Origin of the sequence: Paracidovorax citrulli (assembly GCF_900100305.1) — a bacterium.
In the GTDB taxonomy this organism is placed as follows: Bacteria; Pseudomonadota; Gammaproteobacteria; order Burkholderiales; family Burkholderiaceae_C; genus Paracidovorax; species Paracidovorax citrulli.
The window spans coordinates 42076-62091 of the sequence record NZ_FNEY01000001.1 but is presented as its reverse complement, the minus strand read 5'-3'; the positions used below and the strand labels follow the sequence as shown (position 1 = coordinate 62091).

The window sequence follows — 20016 nt, the reverse complement described above, 5'->3', positions numbered from 1 at the left end:
GCGCCTTCCATCCGTCCCGGAAATGCGTTCCCGCCGTAAAATCGGCGGTCCCCCGCCCCTTGAACGGGCGCCGCCGCACGGCGGCGCCGAGCGGAAGCGGGAAGCACCGCGCAGCCCGCGCGTGCCCTTCCTGCTTCCGCGGACCCGATTGTCTCCCTCCCATGACCGCCCTGCCACAAGACACCGACTGGACCGCCGACGCCTCCCGCCCCGCGCAGGCCCGGATCGAACGCGAGGCGCACAAGCTCGAGAAGCGCCTGTGCCGCGAGGTCGGCCGCGCCATCGTCGATTACCGCATGATCGAGGAGGGCGACAAGGTCATGGTGTGCATGTCCGGCGGCAAGGACAGCTACACCCTGCTGGACATCCTCATCAAGCTGCAGAAGCGCGCGCCCATCCATTTCGACCTGGTGGCCGTGAACCTCGACCAGAAGCAGCCGGGCTTCCCGGAGCACATCCTGCCCGAGTACCTGGCCGCCACCGGCGTGCCCTTCCACATCGAGAACCAGGACACCTACAGCATCGTCAAGCGGGTGGTGCCCGAAGGCAAGACCACCTGCGGCCTGTGCAGCCGGCTGCGCCGCGGCATCCTCTACCGCGTGGCCGACGAGCTGGGCTGCACCAAGATCGCGCTGGGCCACCACCGCGACGACATCCTGCAGACGCTGCTGCTCAACATGTTCTTCGGCGGCAAGATGAAGGCCATGCCCCCGAAGCTCGTCAGCGACGACGGCCGCCACGTGGTGATCCGCCCGCTGGCCTACGTGCCCGAGAAGGACACCACGCGGTGGGCCCAGCAGCGGCAGTTCCCGATCATCCCGTGCAACCTCTGCGGCAGCCAGGAGAACCTGCAGCGCAAGCAGGTGGGCGAGATGCTGCGCGACTGGGACAAGCGCTTCCCCGGCCGCGTGGACAACATGTTCAACGCGCTGCAGAACATCGTGCCGTCGCACCTGATGGATGGAACGCTGCACGACTTCCAGCATCTGAAGGCCACGGGCATCGCGAGCGACGACGGCGACAAGGCCTTCGACGCCGAGGAGTTCCCCCCGGCGCCCGCCGTGCCGGGCCTGCAGGTGGTGCAGATTTCCTGACACGCCGCGGCCCTCCGAGCGACCCGTGAAGCCCTCCCCTTCGTACCGGATTCCAGGAGACCGCCCATGAACGCCACCACCGCCGGGCTGCCCCGGCTCTTCCGCAGCCTCGGGCTGCTGCTGGCCGCCGCCGTGCTGGCCGGCTGCGCCACCACCCGCACGGTGGACAGCACCGTGTCCACCTATTCCACCCTGCCGGGGCTGCCCTCCCCGCCCACCTATCGCCTGGAACGCCTGCCCTCGCAGCAGGCCCAGGCCGCGCAGTTCGCGCCCATCGAGGCGCTGGCCCAGCAGTCGCTCGCGCGCGTGGGACTGCAGCGCGACGACGCCAACGCCCGGCTGGTGCTGCAGATCGGCGCCAGCGCCAGCACCACCTGGCCCGCCTCCTGGCCCTACTACGGCCCCGCCTATCCCGGCTGGGGATGGGGGCTGGGCTGGGGCGGCCGCGGCGGATGGGGGCTGGGCATGGGCACCGGCTGGATGATGGACCGCCCGCCCACGCTCTACCGCCGCGAGGCCAGCCTGGTTCTGCGCGACGCGGGCACGCAGAAGATCCTCTACGAAACATCGGCCGTCTATGAGGATGTCTGGGTGAACGATCCGGCCATCTTCGGCATCCTGTTCGATGCCGCGCTCACCGGATTCCCGGCGCCCCCCGCCGGGCCGCGCCAGGTGCGCACCACGTTCGCGCCGGCGGGCACGGGCCCCGCGACCGCCGCCCCGGCCGCCACCACGCCCGCCACGCCGGGAGTGGTCGTGGCCCCCTGAACCGGGGCAGTCCCGTCACCGCATGCAGCAAGCCACCCGCATCATCGCCATCCGCCATGGAGAGACCGCCTGGAACGTGGACACGCGCATCCAGGGCCACCTCGACATTCCCCTGAACGACACCGGCCTCTGGCAGGCCCGGCAACTGGGCCGGGCGCTCGCGGACGAGCCCGTGGCCGCGATCTACGCCAGCGACCTGCGGCGCGCCCATGCCACGGCCCAGGCCGTGGCCGACGCCACGGGCGCGCCCCTGGCCACCGACGTTCGGTTGCGCGAACGCGCGTTCGGCCTCATGGAGGGGCGCACCTTCCGCGAGATCGAGGCCGAGCTGCCCGAGCAGGCCCGCCGCTGGCGGCAGCGCGACCCGCAGTTCGAGCCCGAGGGCGGCGAATCGCTGCTGGCCTTCCGCGAACGCATCACCGCCGCCACGCACGCCCTCGCCCGGCAGCACCCGGGCGAACTCATCGTGCTCGTGGCGCACGGCGGCGTGATGGACGTGCTCTACCGCGCCGCCACCGGCCAGGAACTGCAGGCACCGCGCACCTGGCTCCTGGCCAACGCCGCCATCAACCGGCTGCTCTGGACCGAAGACGGACTCACCCTGGTGGGCTGGGCCGACACGCAGCACCTCGAGGACGCCGCCCGCGATGAAAACCATGCCTGACGCCGCCGCCGCACTGCACGCCACCATCGGCCAGCGGGTGGACCTGATCGACACCCCCGCCGCGGTCGTGGACCTCGACGCCATGGAGCGCAACATCCAGCGCATGGCCGAGTTCGCGCGCAAGCACCAGGTACGCTGGCGCCCGCACGCGAAGATGCACAAGTGCGCCGAACTGGCGCTGCGCCTGCAGCAGGCCGGTGCCGGCGGCGCCTGCGTGCAGAAGGTCTCGGAGGCCGAGGCGCTCGCCGCCGGCGGCGTGACGGACATCTACATCAGCAACGAGGTGATCGCGCCGGCCAAGCTGCTGCGCGTGGCGCGCCTGGCACGGCAGCTCGCCGGCATGGGCGGGCGCCTCGCGATCGCCGTGGACAGCCTGGAAGGCATCGGCCGCCTGGCCGAAGCCATGGAGGGTGCGGGCGCGGATGCCGGCATCGACGTGTTCGTGGAGATCGACGTCGGCCAGGGCCGCTGCGGCGTGCCGCCGGGCGGGGCGGCCGTGCCGCTCGCGCAGGCGGTCGCCGGCCATGCCCGGCTGCGCTTCGCCGGCCTGCATGCCTACCATGGCCAGGCCCAGCACCTGCGCGGCGCGGCCGAACGGCGCGACGCGGTCGCCGCAGCGGTGGAGGCGGCCCGCGCCACGCGCGATGCCATCCAGGCGGCGGGCCTGCCCGTCCCCCTCGTCACCGGCGCGGGCACGGGCACCCTGGTGCACGAGGCCGCGAGCGGCGTGTACGGCGAGCTGCAGGCCGGCTCCTTCCTGTTCATGGACGCGGACTACGCGGCCAACGAGCGCGAGCCCGCGCAGCCGGCTTTCGAGCATGCGCTGTTCATCAAGACCCAGGTCATCTCCAGCCGCGACACGCACGCCGTCTGCGATGCGGGCCACAAGAGCCACGCCATCGATTCGGGGCTGCCGCAGGTCGCCTTCCTGCCGCCTGAACGTGCGCTGCGCTACGCCAACGGCGGCGACGAGCACGGCCTGCTGTTCGCGGACAGCCTCCGTGCCCGGCTGCCCGCCATCGGCCGCATGCTCTGGCTCATCCCCGGCCACTGCGACCCGACGGTGAACCTCCACGGCCACCTCATCGGCGTGCGCGGCGGGCTCGCGCACGGCGTGGTCGAGCGCATCCTGCGCGTGGACGCCCGGGGCGCGGTGACCTGAGGGCGGGCTCAGTCGGGCCGGGGCGGAAACAGCCCCTGCACGCAGATGATGAAGGCCACCGTCAGCGACGGCTGGAGCGTGCCCACCGTCCCGGACGCTGCCACCGGCAGGCTCAGAGGCTGCTGGGCACCCACCGGGGCGACGGTCACGGGGGCATCGAACGGCTTGAGGTTCGCATTCGGGGCATCGCTCGTCCATTTCCTGACGTCGAAGTTGCCTCCCTTCCCCTTGCACTGCACGACCGCGGGACCGGGCGTATCGGTCACGTTGGCCGGTGTCGGCGCGCTGTTCGCAGGAATGCCCAGGGATACGTTGCCGCCCACCGGCGGCAACTGGCTGGCGGAGACCATGCCCGCCGCCGCTCCGTTGAGCACCACGGAATGCGACGCGGCGCCCGTCGGGCCGGGCGGCTGATCCACCGTCTGCAGGCCCATGGGAACGCGGTTGCGCAAGTCGGGCAACTGGAAGGTGGTGCGCCCGTCGCCGCCGAAGCGGTTGCCCAGGATCGCGAACAGCGCCGGGTTCTGCGTGATGTTCAGGACCGACCCGTCGCACAGTGCCCAGCCGCGCGGCACGAAGGCCGCGGTCCACAGCAGCACGGTGCCGATGTAACTCTCATCCATGATTTCCCTCTTTCCTCAAGATGTCTGGAACGCTCCGCAGCCCGCGGCGCAGTCCTGCCGCTGGCGGCATGCGGAGCCCATGGGACACAGCCGGCCCGTCAGGGCCGGTCGGGATACAGCCCCAGCAGGCAGATGATGAAGTTCAGCGTCAGCGAGGGCTGGAGGGTGCTTACCTGGCCCGACAGCGACACCGGCAGCGACAGGGGCTGCTGCGGGGAACCCTGGCTGATGGTGACCGGCGCGTCGAAGGGCTTGAGGTTGGTGTTGGCAGCGTCGCTCGTGTAGATCTTCGCGCTGAAGTTGCTCGCCACACCCTTGGCCAGCACGGCATTGGGGCCCGGGACGTCGGTGAGATTCGCCGCGACCGGCGCGTTGTTCGCGGGAATGGACACCGACGCCTTGCCGCTCATCGGCGGCAACTGGTTGGCGGCGATCACGCCGGTGGCGGAGCCGGTCACGGTCAGGACCTGCGACGCCGCGCCCGTGGCGCCGGGCATCTGCGACGCCGCCTGCAGCCCCATCGGCACCCGGTTGCGCAGGTCGGGGAGGTTGAACGTGGTGCGCGCATCGCCACCGTAGCGCACGCCGATGAGGGAGTACAGCGCCTGGTAGTCCATGATATTCAGCTGCGTCCCGTCGCACAGCGCCCAGTTCCTCGGTACCCAGCTGCCGGCCCACAGCACGATGGTGCCGATATACGCTTCATCCATGGTTTCCCTCACTTTCGGTTGGACATTGATTTGAGTGGTCCCGTGCGCATGGCGCGGGACGCACCGCTCCGCTGCCCCCCGTGAAGGGGGCGGGTGAACGGTTTCGACGGGACGCCGCGGACTCCGGCCGGGCCGGAAAGACGCGTGCGCCGGCCCCTCAGTTGCGCGAGGGGTAGATGCCTTCGGTGGCGATGATGCAGTTCAGCGTGTGCCCGGCTGCAACGTGATCCCCGTGACGGGAATGCTCACGGGTGCCGCGGGCGTGCCGGAAGCCGGAGTCCACGGCGTGGCCCAGAAAATGATCTGTCCAAGAATCGGATCCATCGTGATTTCCCTCTCATCCGTTCATTGATTGCTCTGAACCCGGCCTTGGCGGAAGGCATTGTTTTCAATGCATCGCATAGTGGCTGGTTATCCCAGTAGACACCAGGCGCATGGCAAAACGCACGGGATTTCCCCGAATGACGCCTTGCGGCAACACCGGAAGTGGAACGCTTGCGGCCCGCTCCGGGAGGGCCCAAGATGGAAGGCGGACACCGCAATGTCCGCGGCCGGTCAGGCGGCCGGCAGCCCGCCGAACAGGTCGGTGTGCTGGCGCGAGGGCGCCACGCCCAGGTGCCGGAACGCCGCGAGGGTGGCGATGCGGCCGCGCGGAGTGCGCTGCAGGTAACCCTGCTGGATCAGGTAGGGCTCGATCACGTCCTCGATGGTGCCGGGCTCCTCGCCGATGCTCGCGGCGATGTTGTCGAGCCCCACCGGGCCGCCGTCGAAGCGGTGCACCACGGCCTCCAGGAGCTTGCGGTCCATCACATCGAAGCCCTGCGGATCCACGTCCAGCATGGCGAGCGCGCGCTCGGCGATGTCCTGCGTGATGCGGCCGTCGCCCTTCACGTCGGCGTAGTCGCGCACGCGGCGCAGCAACCGGTTGGCGATGCGCGGCGTGCCGCGCGAACGGCGCGCGATCTCGAACGCGCCCTGCGCGTCGATGGGGGCGTTCAGCAGCCCCGCGGACCGCGTGACGATGCGCGACAGCTCCTCGGGCGTGTAGAACTCCAGCCGCGCGACGATGCCGAAGCGGTCGCGCAGCGGGTTGGTGAGCATGCCGGCGCGGGTGGTGGCACCAACCAGCGTGAAGGGCTGCAGGTCGAGCTTGATGCTGCGCGCCGCCGGCCCCTCGCCGATCATGATGTCGATCTGGTAGTCCTCCAGCGCGGGGTAGAGGATTTCCTCGACCACGGGCGAGAGGCGGTGGATCTCGTCGATGAAGAGGACGTCGTTCTTCTCGAGATTGGTGAGCAGCGCCGCCAGGTCCTTGGGCTTTTCCAGCACCGGACCGCTGGTCTGGCGCAGGTTCACGCCCAGCTCGGCCGCGATGATGTGGCTGAGCGTGGTCTTGCCCAGGCCCGGCGGGCCGAACAGCAGCACGTGGTCGAGCGCCTCCTCGCGCTTGCGCGCGGCGCCGATGAAAATCTCCAGCTGCTCGCGCGCCTTCGCCTGGCCGACGTACTCCTGCAGCAGCTTGGGCCGCAGCGCGCGCTCCAGCGCCTCCTCCTGCGGGGAGGTGGGGGCGGCGGAGACCACCCGCTTGGGCGGGGGCACGGGGGCGAAGTCGTCGGTCTGGATGCTCATGGGTTCGGGAAGCGGGAGAGGAAGGCCAAGCGCCGCCGGGCCGTCAGTTCGTCCAGGCGTAGTACACCGGGCCTTCGTACTTGAACACCGGGTAGGTCGCGATCACGAAATCGCGCTCGCCCTGGCTGATCGTGTAGAAGTGCGTGCCGGTTTTCGTGTTGAAGAAGCGGTACATCGCCGTGGAGCCATTGCCGGCCGCCGTCTGGGCATACCACGCGGGGCCTTCGTACTGGAACGCCGGGTAGGTGGCGCGCACGAAATCGCGCTCGCCGGCGTCGATGGTATAGAAGTGCGCGCCCGTCGAGGTGTTGAAGAAGCGGTAGACCGCGTTCTGGCCCGCCGTCGGGCTGCCGTAGGCATAGAAGACCACGCCTTCGTAACTGAACGCCGGGTAGGTCTGCTGCACGAAGTCGCGTTCGCCCGCGCTGGACGTGTAGAAATGCGCGCCCGTGCTGCCGTTGAAGAAGCGGTAGACGGCGGTGCGCCCGTTCGAGCTGGTAGCCGGGGAGAGCCACTGCTGCAGCGCCGCACCGTAGGCCACGTCGAAGCGGCCGTAGTAGTCAGAGCCGTTGCGTGCGGAGCAGGTGACGCTGCCGCCGTACAGGGTGCCGACCAGCGCGCCGTTCACGAAGAGGCCCGAGCCGCTGCTGCCGCCCTCGGTCACGCCGTCGGTCCAGCCGACGCGGTAGTAGTTGCCCGACGTGCCGCTGCAGGAGAAGCTGGTGCTCGACTCGCTCAGTGCGCTGCAGGAGCTCAGCGACGTGATGGAGCCGAACGAGATCTTCTGCAGATCGCCCCGGGGGTGGTGGATGCCCACCGCCGCGCTGCCGAGGGGCTGCGTGCCGGCGTTCCACGCGGCGAACACGGCGCCGGCCGGTGGCGTCTCGTTGAGCCGGACGAACAGCGTGTCGGTGCTGGAATTGGCATACAGCAGCGTGGCGCCGCCGGTGCGCGCCGTGGCGTTGGCCGACAGCGTGCGGCTGTTGCAGCTCGGCGAGCGGTAGAACCAGTCGGTGCGCAGCGTGGAGGCCACGGTCTGCGACGAGAAGCAGTGGTTGGCCGAGATGAAATACGGCGTGCGCGTGCCGTCGCGGTCGTTCAGCAGCGTGCCGGTGCAGACGTAGGCGTTGCCGTCGGGCCGCACGAAGACCATGCGCGCCACGGCGTTGCGCTGGCTGGCATAAGTGTCGTAGCAGGTGGAGTCGAGGTTGCAGGTTCCCGATTCGTTGATCTTGGCCTGCTCGCCGTCGTCGGCCGAGGGCAGGGAGAGATCGGTGTAGATGTGCGAAACCCGCGGGATCGCGATGTTCAGCGCGCTGGCGGGCGTGCCGGGCGGCAGCTCGATCTCGAGCGTGGCCTCGTCGCCGCCGGCATCGGGCGTCCACCAGGTGCGGGCCGCATCCGACGTGTCGCCGGCCGCGATGTTGCGGTCGATCGACTGCAGCACTTCCTGGCCCGAAATCTCGTAGACGGCGGAGGGGCGGTCCTGGCGGTAGACGCGCAATTGCGCGCCGCCCGGCAGGGCACGCACCAGCACGCCTAGGCGCAGGCCATGCGCATCCTGCGCCGAGACGCTGATCGCGGCAACGCGGCCGCCAGCCGGCGTGGGCGTCCATTGCAGCTGGGCCGACAGCTCGGCGGGGGTGGCCGTGGCGGCCACCGCACGCACGCTGCCGATCTGGCGAGCGCCGGTGCCCGTGGCCGCGGCATCGCTGCGCGCTTCCAGCATCGCGCCGAGCGACACGCGCGCCGGCACCACCGCAGGACGCGCGCTCATGTCCTTCACGCGAACGGTGTCCTGCGCGGCCGTGGCGGGCTGCTCGAGCGAATCCACGCTCCACACCACCGCCCGCGCCGTCGCCGCAGCGGGCGTGGCCGCGGCGGCTGCCGTGTCCGCTCCTCCACCCCCACCGCAGGCTGCCAGGAGCGCCGCGGCCCCCAGCAGAATCACCGATCGAACGCTCGCCAGTCTCAGATCCATGGCCATCCTCCTGTTGTATTTCGGCGGGCACCATGCACCGCCTTGACCCGACAATGTGCCACGGCCGCGTTGCAGTGCCGCCGGGCTCTCCGGTTTTTTCTCACTTCGCCAGCGCCTTGAGCGCCAGCTTGATGCCGTCGCTGACGCCCACGTCCTTCGGCAGGGCCTTCAGCGCGGCGGCGCCTTCCTTGTCGTTGTAGCCGAGCGCCAGCAGCGCCTGCAGGATGTCGGCCTGCGCGTCGTTCGCGGCCTCGGGGCGCGCGCCGATGTCGGCGCCGAGCTTGCCCTTGAGCTCCAGCAGCAGGCGCTCCGCGGTCTTCTTGCCGATGCCGGGCACCTTCACCAGACGGCCGACCTCCTGGAGCGACACCGCCTGCGCGAGATCATCCACCCCCATGCCCGAGAGGATGGACAGCGCCGTGCGCGGCCCCACGCCCGAGATCTTGATGAGCTCGCGGAAGGCCTGGCGCTCCGGCGCGCTGCCAAAACCATAGAGCAATTGCGCATCCTCGCGTACGATGAACTGCGTGAGCAGCTGCACGCGCTCGCCCACCGCGGGCAGGTTGTAGAAGGTGCTCATCGGCACCTGCACCTCGTAGCCCACGCCATGGCAGTCCACCAGCACTTCGGGCGGGTTTTTCTCCAGCAACGTGCCGGTGAGTTTGCCTATCATCTTCGTCCTGTCTTTTCGTCCTGCCGACGTACAACCGGAATTATCCGCGTGATCCTGCGCCACACCTTCACCCCCCACAACAACACCCGGCTCACGCACCTGTGCGGCCCGGCCGATGCCCACCTGCGCACCATCGAGGCGGCGCTGTCCGTCGGCATCGCGCACCGCCACGAGCAGTTCAAGGTGGACGGTCCCAAGGCCCGCGCCACCCAGGCGATGGAGCTGCTGCAGGCGATCTACGAGATCGCCGACCGGCCCGTGACCGAAGAGCAGGTGCAGCTCATGCTCGCGGGCGACGGTGCCCTGCGGGAGGCTCCCGACGGCGCCGTGGTGCTCAACACGCGCCGCGCCGACCTGCGCGCGCGCACGCCCACGCAGAGCGTGTACCTCGACAACATCGCCAGCCACGACATCACCTTCGGCATCGGTCCGGCCGGCACCGGCAAGACGTATCTTGCGGTGGCCTGCGCCGTCGACGCGCTCGAGCGCAGCGCGGTGCAGCGCATCGTGCTCACCCGCCCCGCGGTCGAGGCCGGCGAGCGCCTGGGCTTCCTGCCCGGCGACCTCACGCAGAAGGTCGACCCGTACCTGCGCCCGCTCTACGACGCGCTCTACGAATTGATGGGCTTCGACCGGGTGCAGAAGGCGTTCGAGCGCAACGCGCTGGAGATCGCGCCGCTCGCCTTCATGCGCGGGCGCACGCTCAACAATGCCTTCGTGATCCTCGACGAGGCGCAGAACACCACGCCCGAGCAGATGAAGATGTTCCTCACGCGCATCGGCTTCGGCGCCAGGGCGGTGGTGACGGGCGACGTGAGCCAGATCGACCTGCCCAAGGGCGCGATGAGCGGCCTGATCGACGCCGAGCGGGTGCTCAAGCGCGTCAAGGGCATCGCCGTGACGCGCTTCACCAGCGCGGACGTGGTGCGGCACCCGCTGGTGGCACGCATCGTCGATGCCTACGACGCCCAGCGCAGCAGCCGTTCCGGCGCGGCTTGACCGGCGGATCGCTACAGATAAAAGAGCGTCCAACGAAACCCTTCCAGCGCCGCTGCCGCATCTCGTCATTCGGGCGTGGACTGCCTGCGATGCAGAGCCTCGCCAGAACCGCGGCGATGAGACCGCTTCCTCACCACTCCAGCGCGATCGGAAACGGAAGGCGCACGCGATGCACTTGGCGCCTATCGGGGACGGTCATGCCGGAGGCTCCGTATTGGGGCAACCCGGTATCTGCGCCGCCTCCGTGCATTCCTGCGGGATGTTCTCGAAGACAACCTCCTTGCCCACATAGACTTTGTTGGCTTGCTCGGGCGGGTCGAGCTGCCAGCGGATCTCACGGCCGGCCGCAAGGTCGACCACCTGGCTTTCCCTCAGCCGCTCCCGGGGGTCGATCCGGTAGAGGCGGACGACGGACGGAACCTTCTGGTCGCGGTGCACGATGCGCTGCCACGGCGATGCGTGGTAGATCTCCAGCCGATACACATAGTGGGGGCTGTTGTAGCTGTTGAACAGTGTCGGCGTGGTCATATACCAGCCCAGCGCCACGCAGGCATCCAGCGCCAGGTACCAGACGATGCAGGACACGTTCTTGAGTCGGGGCAGTTTCATCACCACTCCAGCGTGATCGGGAACGCAAGGCGCGCAGGGCGCTTGGCGAAAGTGTTCATTCCGCAGCCTGGGTGCGGGGGCAACTCGGTATCCGCGCCGCCTCCGTGCATTCCGGTGGGATGTTTTCAAACATGACGCTCCCGGCATAGACTGTATTGAATTGCACAGGCGGATCAAGATGCCAACTGACGTCGCCGCCGCCGATGAGATCGACCACCTCGCTTTCTCCCAGCAGTTCTCTAGGCTCGACCCGGTACAGGCGGAAGATGGCCGGGTACTTCTGGTCGTAATGCACGATGCGCTGCCACGGCGATGCGTGATAAGTCTCCAGCCGGTAGACATCATGGGGACTGTTGTCGATGGTGAAAAGCGTCGGCCGGGTCGCATACCAGCCCAGCGCCACGCAGGCATGCAGCGCCAGGCACCAGACGATGCAGGACACGTTCTTGAGTCGGGACAGTTTCATCACCACTCCAGCGTGATCGGAAACGCGAGGCGCACGCGGTGCACATCGGAGACGATCATGAAATCCCCGCCCCGACCATGCAGGGCGCGCCATTGCCGGAAATGCCGGTTCTGCACCAGATAGCTCTGGCGGCTCGCGTCGTCGGCATCGGCGTATATCCACTGCTCGTCGAGGGGAATGTCCATCGCGGACCGGGGGGAACGCTTCACGCCGAGAGGCCCCCAGAAGCCCAGCGGCTGCGACAGTAAGGAATCGTCGTTGAAGTCATAGGAGTCGCGCAGGTAGAAGGCCAACTCGTCGATCGCGATGGATACCTTGCCCGATCCCCTGGGCCCTGCGGGCGTCACCAAGCCCGACACCGCGATCTTGAGCGTCGCCTCGCCCATGGCGCCGTAGAAGTCGTCCAGGGGGTCGCCGAATCGGCCTACGTTCAGGAAATTCACCTGGCAGGTGTCGTCCAGGATCTTGCCCGGCTGGTTCAGATCGCCAAAGCGCCAGGGCGGGGTTCTACCTATCGCCTGCTGTTCAACACGTTTTTTTAGCTCCACCATCCCCGCAGGGCTGTTCCATCGCGCCTGCAATTGGGACACGGCGGCCCGCACACGGGAAAAGCCCAAGGCCCAGCCCATGGTGACCACGTTTTCTTCCAATTGCAAGGCAGGCAACTGGTGTAGCTTGTTTGGCGACTTGCTGATTTTGATCGGCAGGCTGATCGTAAACCCCACGCCCCTGAACCACCGCTCCATCAGTGCCGCCGCCACCGGCCACCCCAGGTGCGAGCGCATCACACCCGGAATCTCATCGAGCCGGAAGCGCCGGATCTTGGGCGGCAGTTTCTTTTCGAGTTCCGAGCGAAGCTTCTCTATATCGTCGAATGGATGGAGCGGCGGCGTGGTGACGGCGTGTAACGGTGCCGGGCAGCCGCGCCGATGGGTGGGAGCGGCCCTGCCGAGAATCGCTTCTTTTTTGGTAGCGAGCTATCGATATTTTTCAGCGGCACGGGGGCAAAATGGCTGGACGCGCTTGGGCACACCCGCGACAGCCGGGGGACGCCCGGCGCACTCCGCCGCGCCGCCTGCGATGCAGCGCCTCGCCAGAACCGCTTCGCCGGGTTTGGCTTTCGCACCAAATAGCGAATCATTCAATCCATACGACGACGCTAGGCTCCCATGGCCCTGAACCAGCTCTCCCTCTCCCTGCAGTTCGCCCGGTTTCCCGGCGTGGAGGCGCACCGCGCCGCCCTGCCCCGGCATGCCGTCGTCCGCTGGATCCGCCACGCGCTCTCGCTGGACGCGGAGATTACCGTGCGCATCGTCGATGCCGAAGAGGGCCAGGCCCTGAACCGCGAGTACCGGCACAAGGACTACGCCACCAACGTGCTCACCTTCGACTACGCGCAGGAGCCCGTGGTCATGGCCGACCTGGTGCTCTGCGCGCCCGTGGTCGAGCGCGAGGCCCGCGAGCAGAACAAGGCGCTGCACGAGCACTACGCCCACCTGCTGGTGCACGGCACCCTGCACGCCCAGGGCTGGGACCACGAGACAAGCGCCGAGGACGCGGACGAGATGGAGGCCTACGAGACGGCCATCATGCAGGAGCTGGGCTTCGCCGACCCCTACGCGGACTGAGAACGGCCCACAGAGCCCTTCTGGCGTCGTTGCCGCATCTTGCCGTACCGGGCGTACCGCCTGCCGATGCGACGCCTCGCCAGAACCGTTTCGCCGGGCTCTATGGGCCGTTCTGGACCGTGCCCGGCGGGGCGATCCGCAGCGGGATCGTCACCGGCCCGTCGTTGACGAGGTGCACCTGCATCTCGGCCGCGAAGCGCCCCGTCTCCACCACCGGGTGCAGGGCGCGGGCGCGCGCCACGAAGTGGTCGTAGAGCCGGCGGCCGTCGTCCGGCGCGGCCGCCTGCGTGAAGCTCGGGCGGTTGCCGCCGCGCGTGTCGGCCGCCAGAGTGAACTGGCTCACGAGCAACAGGCCCCCGCCCGTGTCCTGCACGCTGCGGTTCATCTTGCCGGCCTCGTCGGCGAAGATGCGCAGCCTGAGCAGCTTGTCCAGGAGGCGGTCGGCCTCCGCTTGCGTGTCGCCGCGTTCGGCGCACACCAGCACGAGCAGGCCGGGGCCGATGCGGCCCACGGTCTCTCCGTCGATCTCCACGCGCGCCTCGCGCACGCGCTGCAGCAGGCCCATCATGGGTGCAGGCTCCTCGTTTCGTCGTCTTCCATGGGGGTGGCCACGGCTTCCATGCCCGTGGGCAGCAGTTCGATGGTGGCGCGCAGGCCGGGCACGGCATCCACCAGCGCCTGCTCCACCGCGCCGCGCAGCCGCGCGGCCTCGGACAGGCTCCAGTCGCCGGGCACGTGCAGGTGCAGTGAAACATGGCGGCGGCGCCCGGCGCGGCGCGTGGCCACGTGGTCGAACCGCACGCCGGGCTGGCGCCGGGTGAAGGCGGCCAGCGCCGCATCGATCGCCGCGCGCTCCTCGGGTTCCACGGCCTCGTCCATCAGGCCCTGCGATGCGCGCCAGACGAGGCGCCCGCCCTCGCGGCCGATGTTGAGCGCCACGGCGATCGCCACCACCGGATCGAGCCAGAGCCAGCCCGTGGCCATCACGCCCAGGATGCCCGCCACCACGCCGGCCGACGTCCACACGTCCGTGATCAGGTGCCGGGCATCGCCCTCCAGCGCCACCGAGCGGTGGGCGCGTGCGGAGCGCAGCATCATCCAGGCGAGCAGGCCGTTGAGGGCCGAGCTGGCCACCGACAGCGCCAGGCCCCAGCCCAGCTGCTCGATGGGCGCCGGCACCAGCAGCCGGTGCACGGAGGCCCAGAGGATGGCCAGCGCAGCGCCCAGCACGAGGATGCCCTCGAAGCCGGAAGAAAAGTATTCGGCCTTGTGGTGGCCGAAGGGATGGTCGCCATCGGCCGGGCGCTCCGCCACCGTGACCATCATCAGCGCGAACACGGCACCCGCCAGGTTGACGAACGATTCGAGCGCGTCCGACAGCAGCCCGACGGAGCCGGTCAGGTACCAGGCCGCGCCCTTGAGGCCGATGGTGGCGAACGCCACGCCGACCGAGATCCAGAGCAGCGTGCGCGGCGGCAGCGGCTTCATGCGCGGCCTCCAGGGAGGCACGAGCATGGGGAACGGTTCGGCGACAGGGCAGCGATCATGAGCGGACGGGAATGTAGAGCGATTCTGCCCGAGCATGCACCGTCCCAGCCAAGCGCCATGGGACCGTGCCGTGAACCTTTCAGCCCGCGCCGTCCTCGACCAGCCGCGCCTTGACGCTGCGGCCCTTCACGCGGCCGGAGGAGAGGCGCTGCGCGGCCTGCCGGGCCACGCTGCGCTCGACCGCCACGTAGGTGGAGAAGTCGTTCACGTTGATCTTGCCCACCTGCTCGCGCGTGAAACCCATCTCGCCGGTGAGCGCGCCCAGCACATCGCCCGCACGGATCTTCTCCTTGCGCCCGCCGATGATCTGGATCGTGGCCATGGGCGGCTGCAGCGGCCCGCCCGGCGCGGGCGTGAGGCCGGAGAGCGGATGCCATTCCGACGGGCGGCCCTGCAGCACCTCGATGCGGCCCACCTGCCCCATCTCCGGCAGGCTCGCGAGGCTGAGCGCCAGGCCTTCCGCGTCGGCGCGGCCGGTGCGCCCGATGCGGTGGATGTGCACCTCCGGGTCGGGCGCCACGTCCACGTTGATGACGGCCTGCAGACCGGCGATGTCGATGCCGCGCGCGGCCACGTCGGTGGCCACCAGCACGCTGCAGCTGCGGTTGGCGAACTGCACCAGCACCTGGTCGCGGTCGCGCTGCTCCAGGTCGCCGTGCAGGGCCAGGGCGCTGAATCCCTGCGCGCGCAGCACCTCCACCAGATCGCGGCACTGCTGCTTCGTATTGCAGAACGCGATGGCGGATTCCGGCCGGAAGTGGTTCAGCAGCTGCGAGACGGCATGCAGGCGCTCGCGCTCCTGCACTTCGTACCAGCGCTGCCCGATCTTGCCCTCGGCATGCTGGGCCTGCACCACGATGCGCTGTGGATCCTTCATGAACTGGCGCGCGATCCGCTCGATGCCTTCGGGATAGGTGGCGGAGAACAACAGCGTCTGGCGGGTGTCCGGGCAGCGGCGCGCCACCTGGGCGATGTCTTCGGAGAAGCCCATGTCGAGCATGCGGTCGGCCTCGTCCAGCACGAAGGTGGCCAGCGCGTCCAGGTCGAGCGTGCCGCGCTCCAGGTGGTCCATCACGCGGCCGGGCGTGCCGACGACGACGTGCGCGCCATGCTCCAGGCTCGCGGCCTGCCCGCGCAGCGGCACGCCGCCGCACAGGGTGACGACCTTGATGTTCTCCTGCGCGCGGGCCAGCCGGCGGATCTCGGCCGCCACCTGGTCGGCCAGTTCGCGCGTGGGGCAGAGCACCAGCGCCTGCACGGCGAAGCGGCGCGGATTGAGGCGCTCCAGCAGGGCCAGCCCGAAGGCGGCCGTCTTGCCGCTGCCGGTGCTGGCCTGCGCGATCAGGTCGCGGCCCAGCAGGGCGGGCGGCAGGCTGGCCGCCTGGATGGGCGTCATGCGCTCATAGCCGAGCTGGCGCAGGTTGGCCAGCACTTCGGGGGAGAGCCCGAGGGCGTCGAAGCCCGCGGACGCCGCGGCGGCCAGGGGAGCCGGGGAAGGGGGGGAGGGTTGCATCGCCCGATTATCCCGGCCCGGCCCTTTCCCGGACGCGCCATGCGGCGGGCGTGGACAATACGCCCATGGCCCAGATCCCAGAATTCACAGAGCCCACCTTCCACTCCGATCCCGCAGAAGCGCTCGCCCAGGTCCAGCGCATCTACCAGGAACAGATCGGCCACCTGCGCAACGCCATGCAGCGCTTCGTGGCCGGCGAGACGCCGAACGGCCACGTGCGGGCCTTCTACCCTTTCGTGCGGGTGCAGACCACCACGGTGGCGCGCGCGGCCACGCAGCTGGCCTACGGCTTCGTGGAAGGGCCGGGCCGCTACGAGACCACCCTCACCCGCCCCGACCTGTTCGCGCGCTACTACGCCGAGCAGTTCCGGCTGCTGCGCGCCAGCCACAACGTCGAGCTGGAGGTGGGCATCAGCAGCCAGCCCATCCCCATCCACTTCTCCTTCGCCGAGCATGACCACATCGAGGGCACGCTCACGGCCGAGCGCCGCATGCTGATGCGCGACGTGTTCGACCTGCCCGACCTCGCCGCCATGGACGACGGCATCGCCAACGGCACCTGGGAGCCGCGCACGGGCGAGGCGCATCCGCTGTCGCTGTTCACCGCGCCGCGCGTGGACTACTCGCTGCACCGCCTGCGCCACTACACGGGCACTGCGCCCGAGTGGTTCCAGAACTTCGTGCTGTTCACCAATTACCAGTTCTACATCGACGAATTCGTGCGCCTGGGCCACGCCGAGATGGCGAACCCCGACAGCGAATACGTGGCCTTCATCGAGCCCGGCAACGTGGTCACGCGCCGTACCGGCCTGCCCGCCGAGGCCGGCGACGAGCTCGGCGTGCCGCCGCCGCGCCTGCCGCAGATGCCCGCCTACCACCTCGTGCGCGCCGACCGCAGCGGCACCAGCATGGTCAACATCGGCGTGGGCCCGTCGAACGCCAAGACCATCACCGACCACATCGCCGTGCTGCGCCCGCACGCCTGGATGATGCTGGGCCACTGCGCGGGCCTGCGCAACAGCCAGCAGCTGGGCGACTACGTGCTGGCCCATGCCTACGTGCGCGAGGACCACGTGCTCGACGAAGAGCTGCCCCTGTGGGTGCCGATCCCGGCGCTGGCCGAGATCCAGCTCGCGCTGCAGCAGGCGGTGGCGGACGTGACCCGCGTGCCCGAGGACCAGCTCAAGCGCATCATGCGCACCGGCACCGTGGCCAGCACCGACAACCGCAACTGGGAACTGCTGCCCGACAACATGCCCCAGCGGCGCTTCAGCCAGAGCCGCGCCGTGGCGCTGGACATGGAAAGCGCGACGATCGCCGCCAACGGCTTCCGCTTCCGCGTGCCCTACGGCACGCTGCTGTGCGTGTCCGACAAGCCGCTGCACGGCGAGATCAAGCTGCCGGGCATGGCCAACCACTTCTACCGCGAGCGCGTGGACCAGCACCTGCGCATCGGCATGCGCGCCATCGATATCCTGCGCGCCGGCGGCGTGAGCCGCCTGCACAGCCGCAAGCTGCGCAGCTTCGCGGAAGTCGCCTTCCAGTAGGCGGGACGCCGCGGCGGCCACGCCACCACGCCGATGCCGCCGATGGCACTGGATTTCGTCACGCTGCTGGCCGTCACGGCCACCAACCTGTTCATGCTCTCGATCGCCCTGCCGCTCATCATGGGGCGGGAGGTGAGCCGTGCCGCGCGCTTCGCGCAGGCCAGCGTGGCGCTGCAGGCCCTGTCCTGGGGCGCCATCATCGCCTCCTCCCGGCTGTGGGACCAGGCCCTGTCCACGCTCTCCGTCGGTTGCGCGGCGGCGGCGCAATGGGCCTTGTTCGCGGCCCTGCAGGAATGGCTGGGGCCACGGCCCGGGCGCCGCTGGCTGCCCTGGCTGGTCGCCGCGATACCGATCGGCTACACCCTGGGTTTCGGCAGCTACCCCTTCCGCGTGGGCTGGGCCAACCTGCTGCTGGCCGTGCTGCTGGCCACCGTCGCGCGGGCCACGCTCGCGCCCTGGCGGCCGTCGCCCCGGCACTGGCGCGTGCTGCTGTGCGCCTGCCTCGTCGCCATGGCCGGCTTCACGGCCGCGCGCGGCGTGCTCGGCGCCTTCACCGAAGCGTATCCGAGCTTCCGCGCGCCGCATCCCGTGAACATCGCCGCCGCGCTCGCCGCCAACGTGACACTGGTGCTGGGCACCATGGCAGTGCTCGTGGCATGGCGCACCGAGGCCGAGGACAAGCTGCGCGCACTGGCCAAGACGGATGCGCTCACCGGCGTGCTCAACCGGCGCGGCTTCGACGTGCGGGGCCGCGCGCTGCTGGCGCATGCGCTGCGGCACGGCCTGCGCGTCACCGCCGTGATGCTGGACGTGGACCACTTCAAGCGCGTGAACGACACCCATGGGCACGGCACGGGCGACCACGTGCTCGCGTTCTTCGCGCGGCTGCTGCAGGACGCGACACGCACGGGCGACGTGGCGGGCCGCATCGGCGGCGAGGAGTTCGCCGTTCTGCTCGCGCATGCGCCGGGCGACCGCGCCGCCGAGAGCTTCGACCGCCGGCTGCGCGCGCGGCTGGCCGCCGACAGCCCGCAGGCCGTGGGATTCCCGGTCAGCTACAGCGCGGGGGCCGCCACCCTGGAGGCCGGCCTGCCGGACCCCGGCGCCATGGCCGTCGCCCCGCTGCTCGCGGACCTCATGGCGCGCGCCGATGCGACTCTCTACGAGGCCAAGCGCGCGGGGCGGGGGCGGCTGCAGGTGCAGCAGGGCACCACAGGCTGAACACCCGGCGATCACGGCGCCTCGATGTATCCACCGGCAAGGTTATGCAACTTCAGGAAACAGATGTTTACACATCGAGTCACGCCGATAGCATGGCCCGTTCACACAAAAGGAGGAACAGGCAGGGCATGGACATCGACAAAACCGGAAAAGTGCAGCATCCGCGTGTGCGGCTGGCGATCCACGGGGCCATCCAGCGCGGCGAGATGAAGGTGATCAACGGCATCATCGTCCACCAGACGGGGGCCTCCACGGCGCAGTCTTCATTCAACAGCTACAAGACGGCCAACCCCAACGGCGCGCACTTCCTCATCGACAAGGACGGCACGATCTACCAGACGGCCTCCGTCTACCAGAAGACCCACCACGTGGGTTTCATCAAGTCGCGCTGCATGGAGGAGCACAAGTGCACGCCGGCCGAGGTCGCTGCGCTCAAGGGAAAGACGGTGGGCCGCCAGATCGGCACGGTGGAAAAGCACAAGCCCTTCCCCAGGCGGTACCCGGACAACAGCGACTCCCTCGGCATCGAGATCGTCTCTGGGGTGCAGGGCCAGACCTTCGAAGCCGTGACGGGCGCGCAGCAGGTCTCGCTGACGTGGCTGACCGCGCAGCTCACGTCCACGCTGGGCATCTCCACGCGCGAGATCTACCGGCATCCCCAGGTTTCCTGGAAGAACGCAACCGAAGCGAGTACGGCGCAATGGTGAAACGACACGCAACCCTTCTCGCACTCGCCTGCTGCGCGGCAGTGCCGGCCGCCACCCAGGCCGCCGAATCCTGGATGCGCGCGCAGGTGGAGGCCCTGCCGGCCTCCGTGCGCCAGGTGCTGCCCTGCGGCCAGTGGACGGAAGCGTCCCGGCAGGGCACCTACCGCGTGGTGGAGGCAAACGTGAACGAGGGCGCAGGCAGCGAGCTCTATGTGCAGTGGGTGACCGACCCGCTGCAGGGCGATCCGTCGCGCGTCACGAAGACCATTGCCTTTTCCGAGCTGAACGACGACCACAGCCAATACCGCTTCGAATCCGTGCAGTGCCGCGCACGCGGCGCGGCGATCGAGATCACGGTGAAGGCCCGCTACGAGCACGACGAGGACGACCGGCTGCGCACCTTCAACGTGCGCGTGGAGCCGGGCGGGAGCTACCGCCTGGGCGAAGTCGGCGCGCGGAGGCGCAAGTAGCAGG

At 69.5% G+C, this 20016-nt stretch carries 21 protein-coding genes; 10 read left to right on the top strand and 11 right to left on the bottom strand.

Annotated features, from left to right (window positions below; genetic code table 11):
* Positions 1 to 161: 161 nt before the first annotated feature.
* From ttcA to BLR99_RS00255, 4 genes are all read left to right on the top strand, one after another.
* Positions 162 to 1094, top strand: a complete 933-nt coding sequence (gene ttcA, locus BLR99_RS00270) for a tRNA 2-thiocytidine(32) synthetase TtcA (RefSeq protein WP_074686519.1) — start codon at positions 162 to 164, stop codon at positions 1092 to 1094.
* A gap of 66 nt (positions 1095 to 1160) precedes the next feature.
* Positions 1161 to 1862: a DUF4136 domain-containing protein gene (locus tag BLR99_RS00265; RefSeq protein ID WP_074686517.1), complete on the top strand. Its 702-nt coding sequence runs from the start codon at positions 1161 to 1163 to the stop codon at positions 1860 to 1862.
* Between the two features lie 22 nt (positions 1863 to 1884).
* Positions 1885 to 2526, top strand: coding sequence for a histidine phosphatase family protein (locus BLR99_RS00260; protein ID WP_011797247.1), 642 nt, complete (start codon positions 1885 to 1887; stop codon positions 2524 to 2526).
* Complete coding sequence (locus BLR99_RS00255; RefSeq protein WP_011797248.1) at positions 2510 to 3688, top strand: DSD1 family PLP-dependent enzyme; 1179 nt, start codon at positions 2510 to 2512, stop codon at positions 3686 to 3688. Before BLR99_RS00260 ends, BLR99_RS00255 begins: the two co-directional genes overlap by 17 nt.
* Positions 3689 to 3696: 8 nt before the next feature.
* Here BLR99_RS00255 and BLR99_RS00250 read toward each other — a convergent pair whose 3' ends face one another.
* From BLR99_RS00250 to ruvA, 5 genes are all read right to left on the bottom strand, one after another.
* Complete coding sequence (locus BLR99_RS00250; protein ID WP_011797249.1) at positions 3697 to 4311, bottom strand: phage tail protein; 615 nt, start codon at positions 4309 to 4311, stop codon at positions 3697 to 3699.
* Positions 4312 to 4409: 98 nt separating this feature from the next.
* Complete coding sequence (locus tag BLR99_RS00245) at positions 4410 to 5021, bottom strand: phage tail protein (protein WP_011797250.1); 612 nt, start codon at positions 5019 to 5021, stop codon at positions 4410 to 4412.
* 555 nt (positions 5022 to 5576) lie between these two features.
* Positions 5577 to 6650 (bottom strand): Holliday junction branch migration DNA helicase RuvB, encoded by a 1074-nt coding sequence (ruvB, locus tag BLR99_RS00240; protein WP_074686515.1) that lies wholly within the window; start codon positions 6648 to 6650, stop codon positions 5577 to 5579.
* Between the two features lie 43 nt (positions 6651 to 6693).
* Complete coding sequence (locus BLR99_RS00235; protein WP_074686668.1) at positions 6694 to 8631, bottom strand: trypsin-like peptidase domain-containing protein; 1938 nt, start codon at positions 8629 to 8631, stop codon at positions 6694 to 6696.
* A 100-nt stretch (positions 8632 to 8731) separates the two neighbouring features.
* A complete protein-coding gene (gene ruvA, locus BLR99_RS00230; RefSeq protein ID WP_074686513.1) occupies positions 8732 to 9304 on the bottom strand; it encodes a Holliday junction branch migration protein RuvA in 573 nt (190 codons plus the stop codon).
* A gap of 48 nt (positions 9305 to 9352) precedes the next feature.
* On the opposite strand from ruvA, the gene BLR99_RS00225 reads away from it, so the two are divergent.
* Positions 9353 to 10303 (top strand): PhoH family protein, encoded by a 951-nt coding sequence (locus BLR99_RS00225; RefSeq protein ID WP_074686511.1) that lies wholly within the window; start codon positions 9353 to 9355, stop codon positions 10301 to 10303.
* Positions 10304 to 10498: 195 nt separating this feature from the next.
* Here BLR99_RS00225 and BLR99_RS00220 read toward each other — a convergent pair whose 3' ends face one another.
* From BLR99_RS00220 to BLR99_RS00210, 3 genes are read right to left on the bottom strand one after another with little or no spacing between them, the layout of a single operon-like run.
* Entirely contained in the window at positions 10499 to 10912 is a 414-nt protein-coding gene (locus BLR99_RS00220; RefSeq protein WP_074686509.1) for a hypothetical protein, read from the bottom strand.
* A gap of 55 nt (positions 10913 to 10967) precedes the next feature.
* Positions 10968 to 11378 (bottom strand): hypothetical protein, encoded by a 411-nt coding sequence (locus BLR99_RS00215; RefSeq protein ID WP_017438784.1) that lies wholly within the window; start codon positions 11376 to 11378, stop codon positions 10968 to 10970.
* A complete protein-coding gene (locus tag BLR99_RS00210; RefSeq protein WP_074686507.1) occupies positions 11378 to 12244 on the bottom strand; it encodes a DUF6402 family protein in 867 nt (288 codons plus the stop codon). Before BLR99_RS00210 ends, BLR99_RS00215 begins: the two co-directional genes overlap by 1 nt.
* Before the next feature lie 303 nt (positions 12245 to 12547).
* Between BLR99_RS00210 and ybeY the strand changes: the two genes are divergently transcribed.
* The gene (ybeY, locus tag BLR99_RS00205) at positions 12548 to 13006 is read left to right on the top strand and encodes an rRNA maturation RNase YbeY (RefSeq protein WP_011797256.1); all 459 of its coding nucleotides are present in this window, start codon (positions 12548 to 12550) and stop codon (positions 13004 to 13006) included.
* A gap of 100 nt (positions 13007 to 13106) precedes the next feature.
* On the opposite strand, the gene dtd is transcribed toward ybeY, so the two are convergent.
* From dtd to dbpA, 3 genes are all read right to left on the bottom strand, one after another.
* Positions 13107 to 13574 (bottom strand): D-aminoacyl-tRNA deacylase, encoded by a 468-nt coding sequence (dtd, locus tag BLR99_RS00200; protein ID WP_011797257.1) that lies wholly within the window; start codon positions 13572 to 13574, stop codon positions 13107 to 13109.
* Entirely contained in the window at positions 13571 to 14494 is a 924-nt protein-coding gene (locus BLR99_RS00195; protein WP_074686505.1) for a cation diffusion facilitator family transporter, read from the bottom strand. Before BLR99_RS00195 ends, dtd begins: the two co-directional genes overlap by 4 nt.
* A gap of 139 nt (positions 14495 to 14633) precedes the next feature.
* Positions 14634 to 16067 carry an ATP-dependent RNA helicase DbpA gene (gene dbpA, locus BLR99_RS00190; protein ID WP_074686503.1) on the bottom strand — a complete coding sequence of 478 codons (1434 nt, stop codon included), beginning with the start codon at positions 16065 to 16067 and terminating at the stop codon, positions 14634 to 14636.
* Between the two features lie 65 nt (positions 16068 to 16132).
* On the opposite strand from dbpA, the gene BLR99_RS00185 reads away from it, so the two are divergent.
* The 4 genes from BLR99_RS00185 to BLR99_RS00170 all read left to right on the top strand — a co-directional run bounded on the left by BLR99_RS00185 (position 16133) and on the right by BLR99_RS00170 (position 20012).
* Positions 16133 to 17614: an AMP nucleosidase gene (locus BLR99_RS00185; protein WP_011797260.1), complete on the top strand. Its 1482-nt coding sequence runs from the start codon at positions 16133 to 16135 to the stop codon at positions 17612 to 17614.
* Positions 17615 to 17656: 42 nt separating this feature from the next.
* On the top strand, positions 17657 to 18835 hold the full coding sequence (locus tag BLR99_RS00180) for a GGDEF domain-containing protein (protein WP_041827605.1): 1179 nt from the start codon (positions 17657 to 17659) through the stop codon (positions 18833 to 18835).
* A gap of 128 nt (positions 18836 to 18963) precedes the next feature.
* Positions 18964 to 19542: a peptidoglycan recognition protein family protein gene (locus BLR99_RS00175; RefSeq protein ID WP_074686501.1), complete on the top strand. Its 579-nt coding sequence runs from the start codon at positions 18964 to 18966 to the stop codon at positions 19540 to 19542.
* Entirely contained in the window at positions 19536 to 20012 is a 477-nt protein-coding gene (locus BLR99_RS00170; protein ID WP_074686499.1) for a hypothetical protein, read from the top strand. Before BLR99_RS00175 ends, BLR99_RS00170 begins: the two co-directional genes overlap by 7 nt.
* Positions 20013 to 20016: the final 4 nt, after the last annotated feature.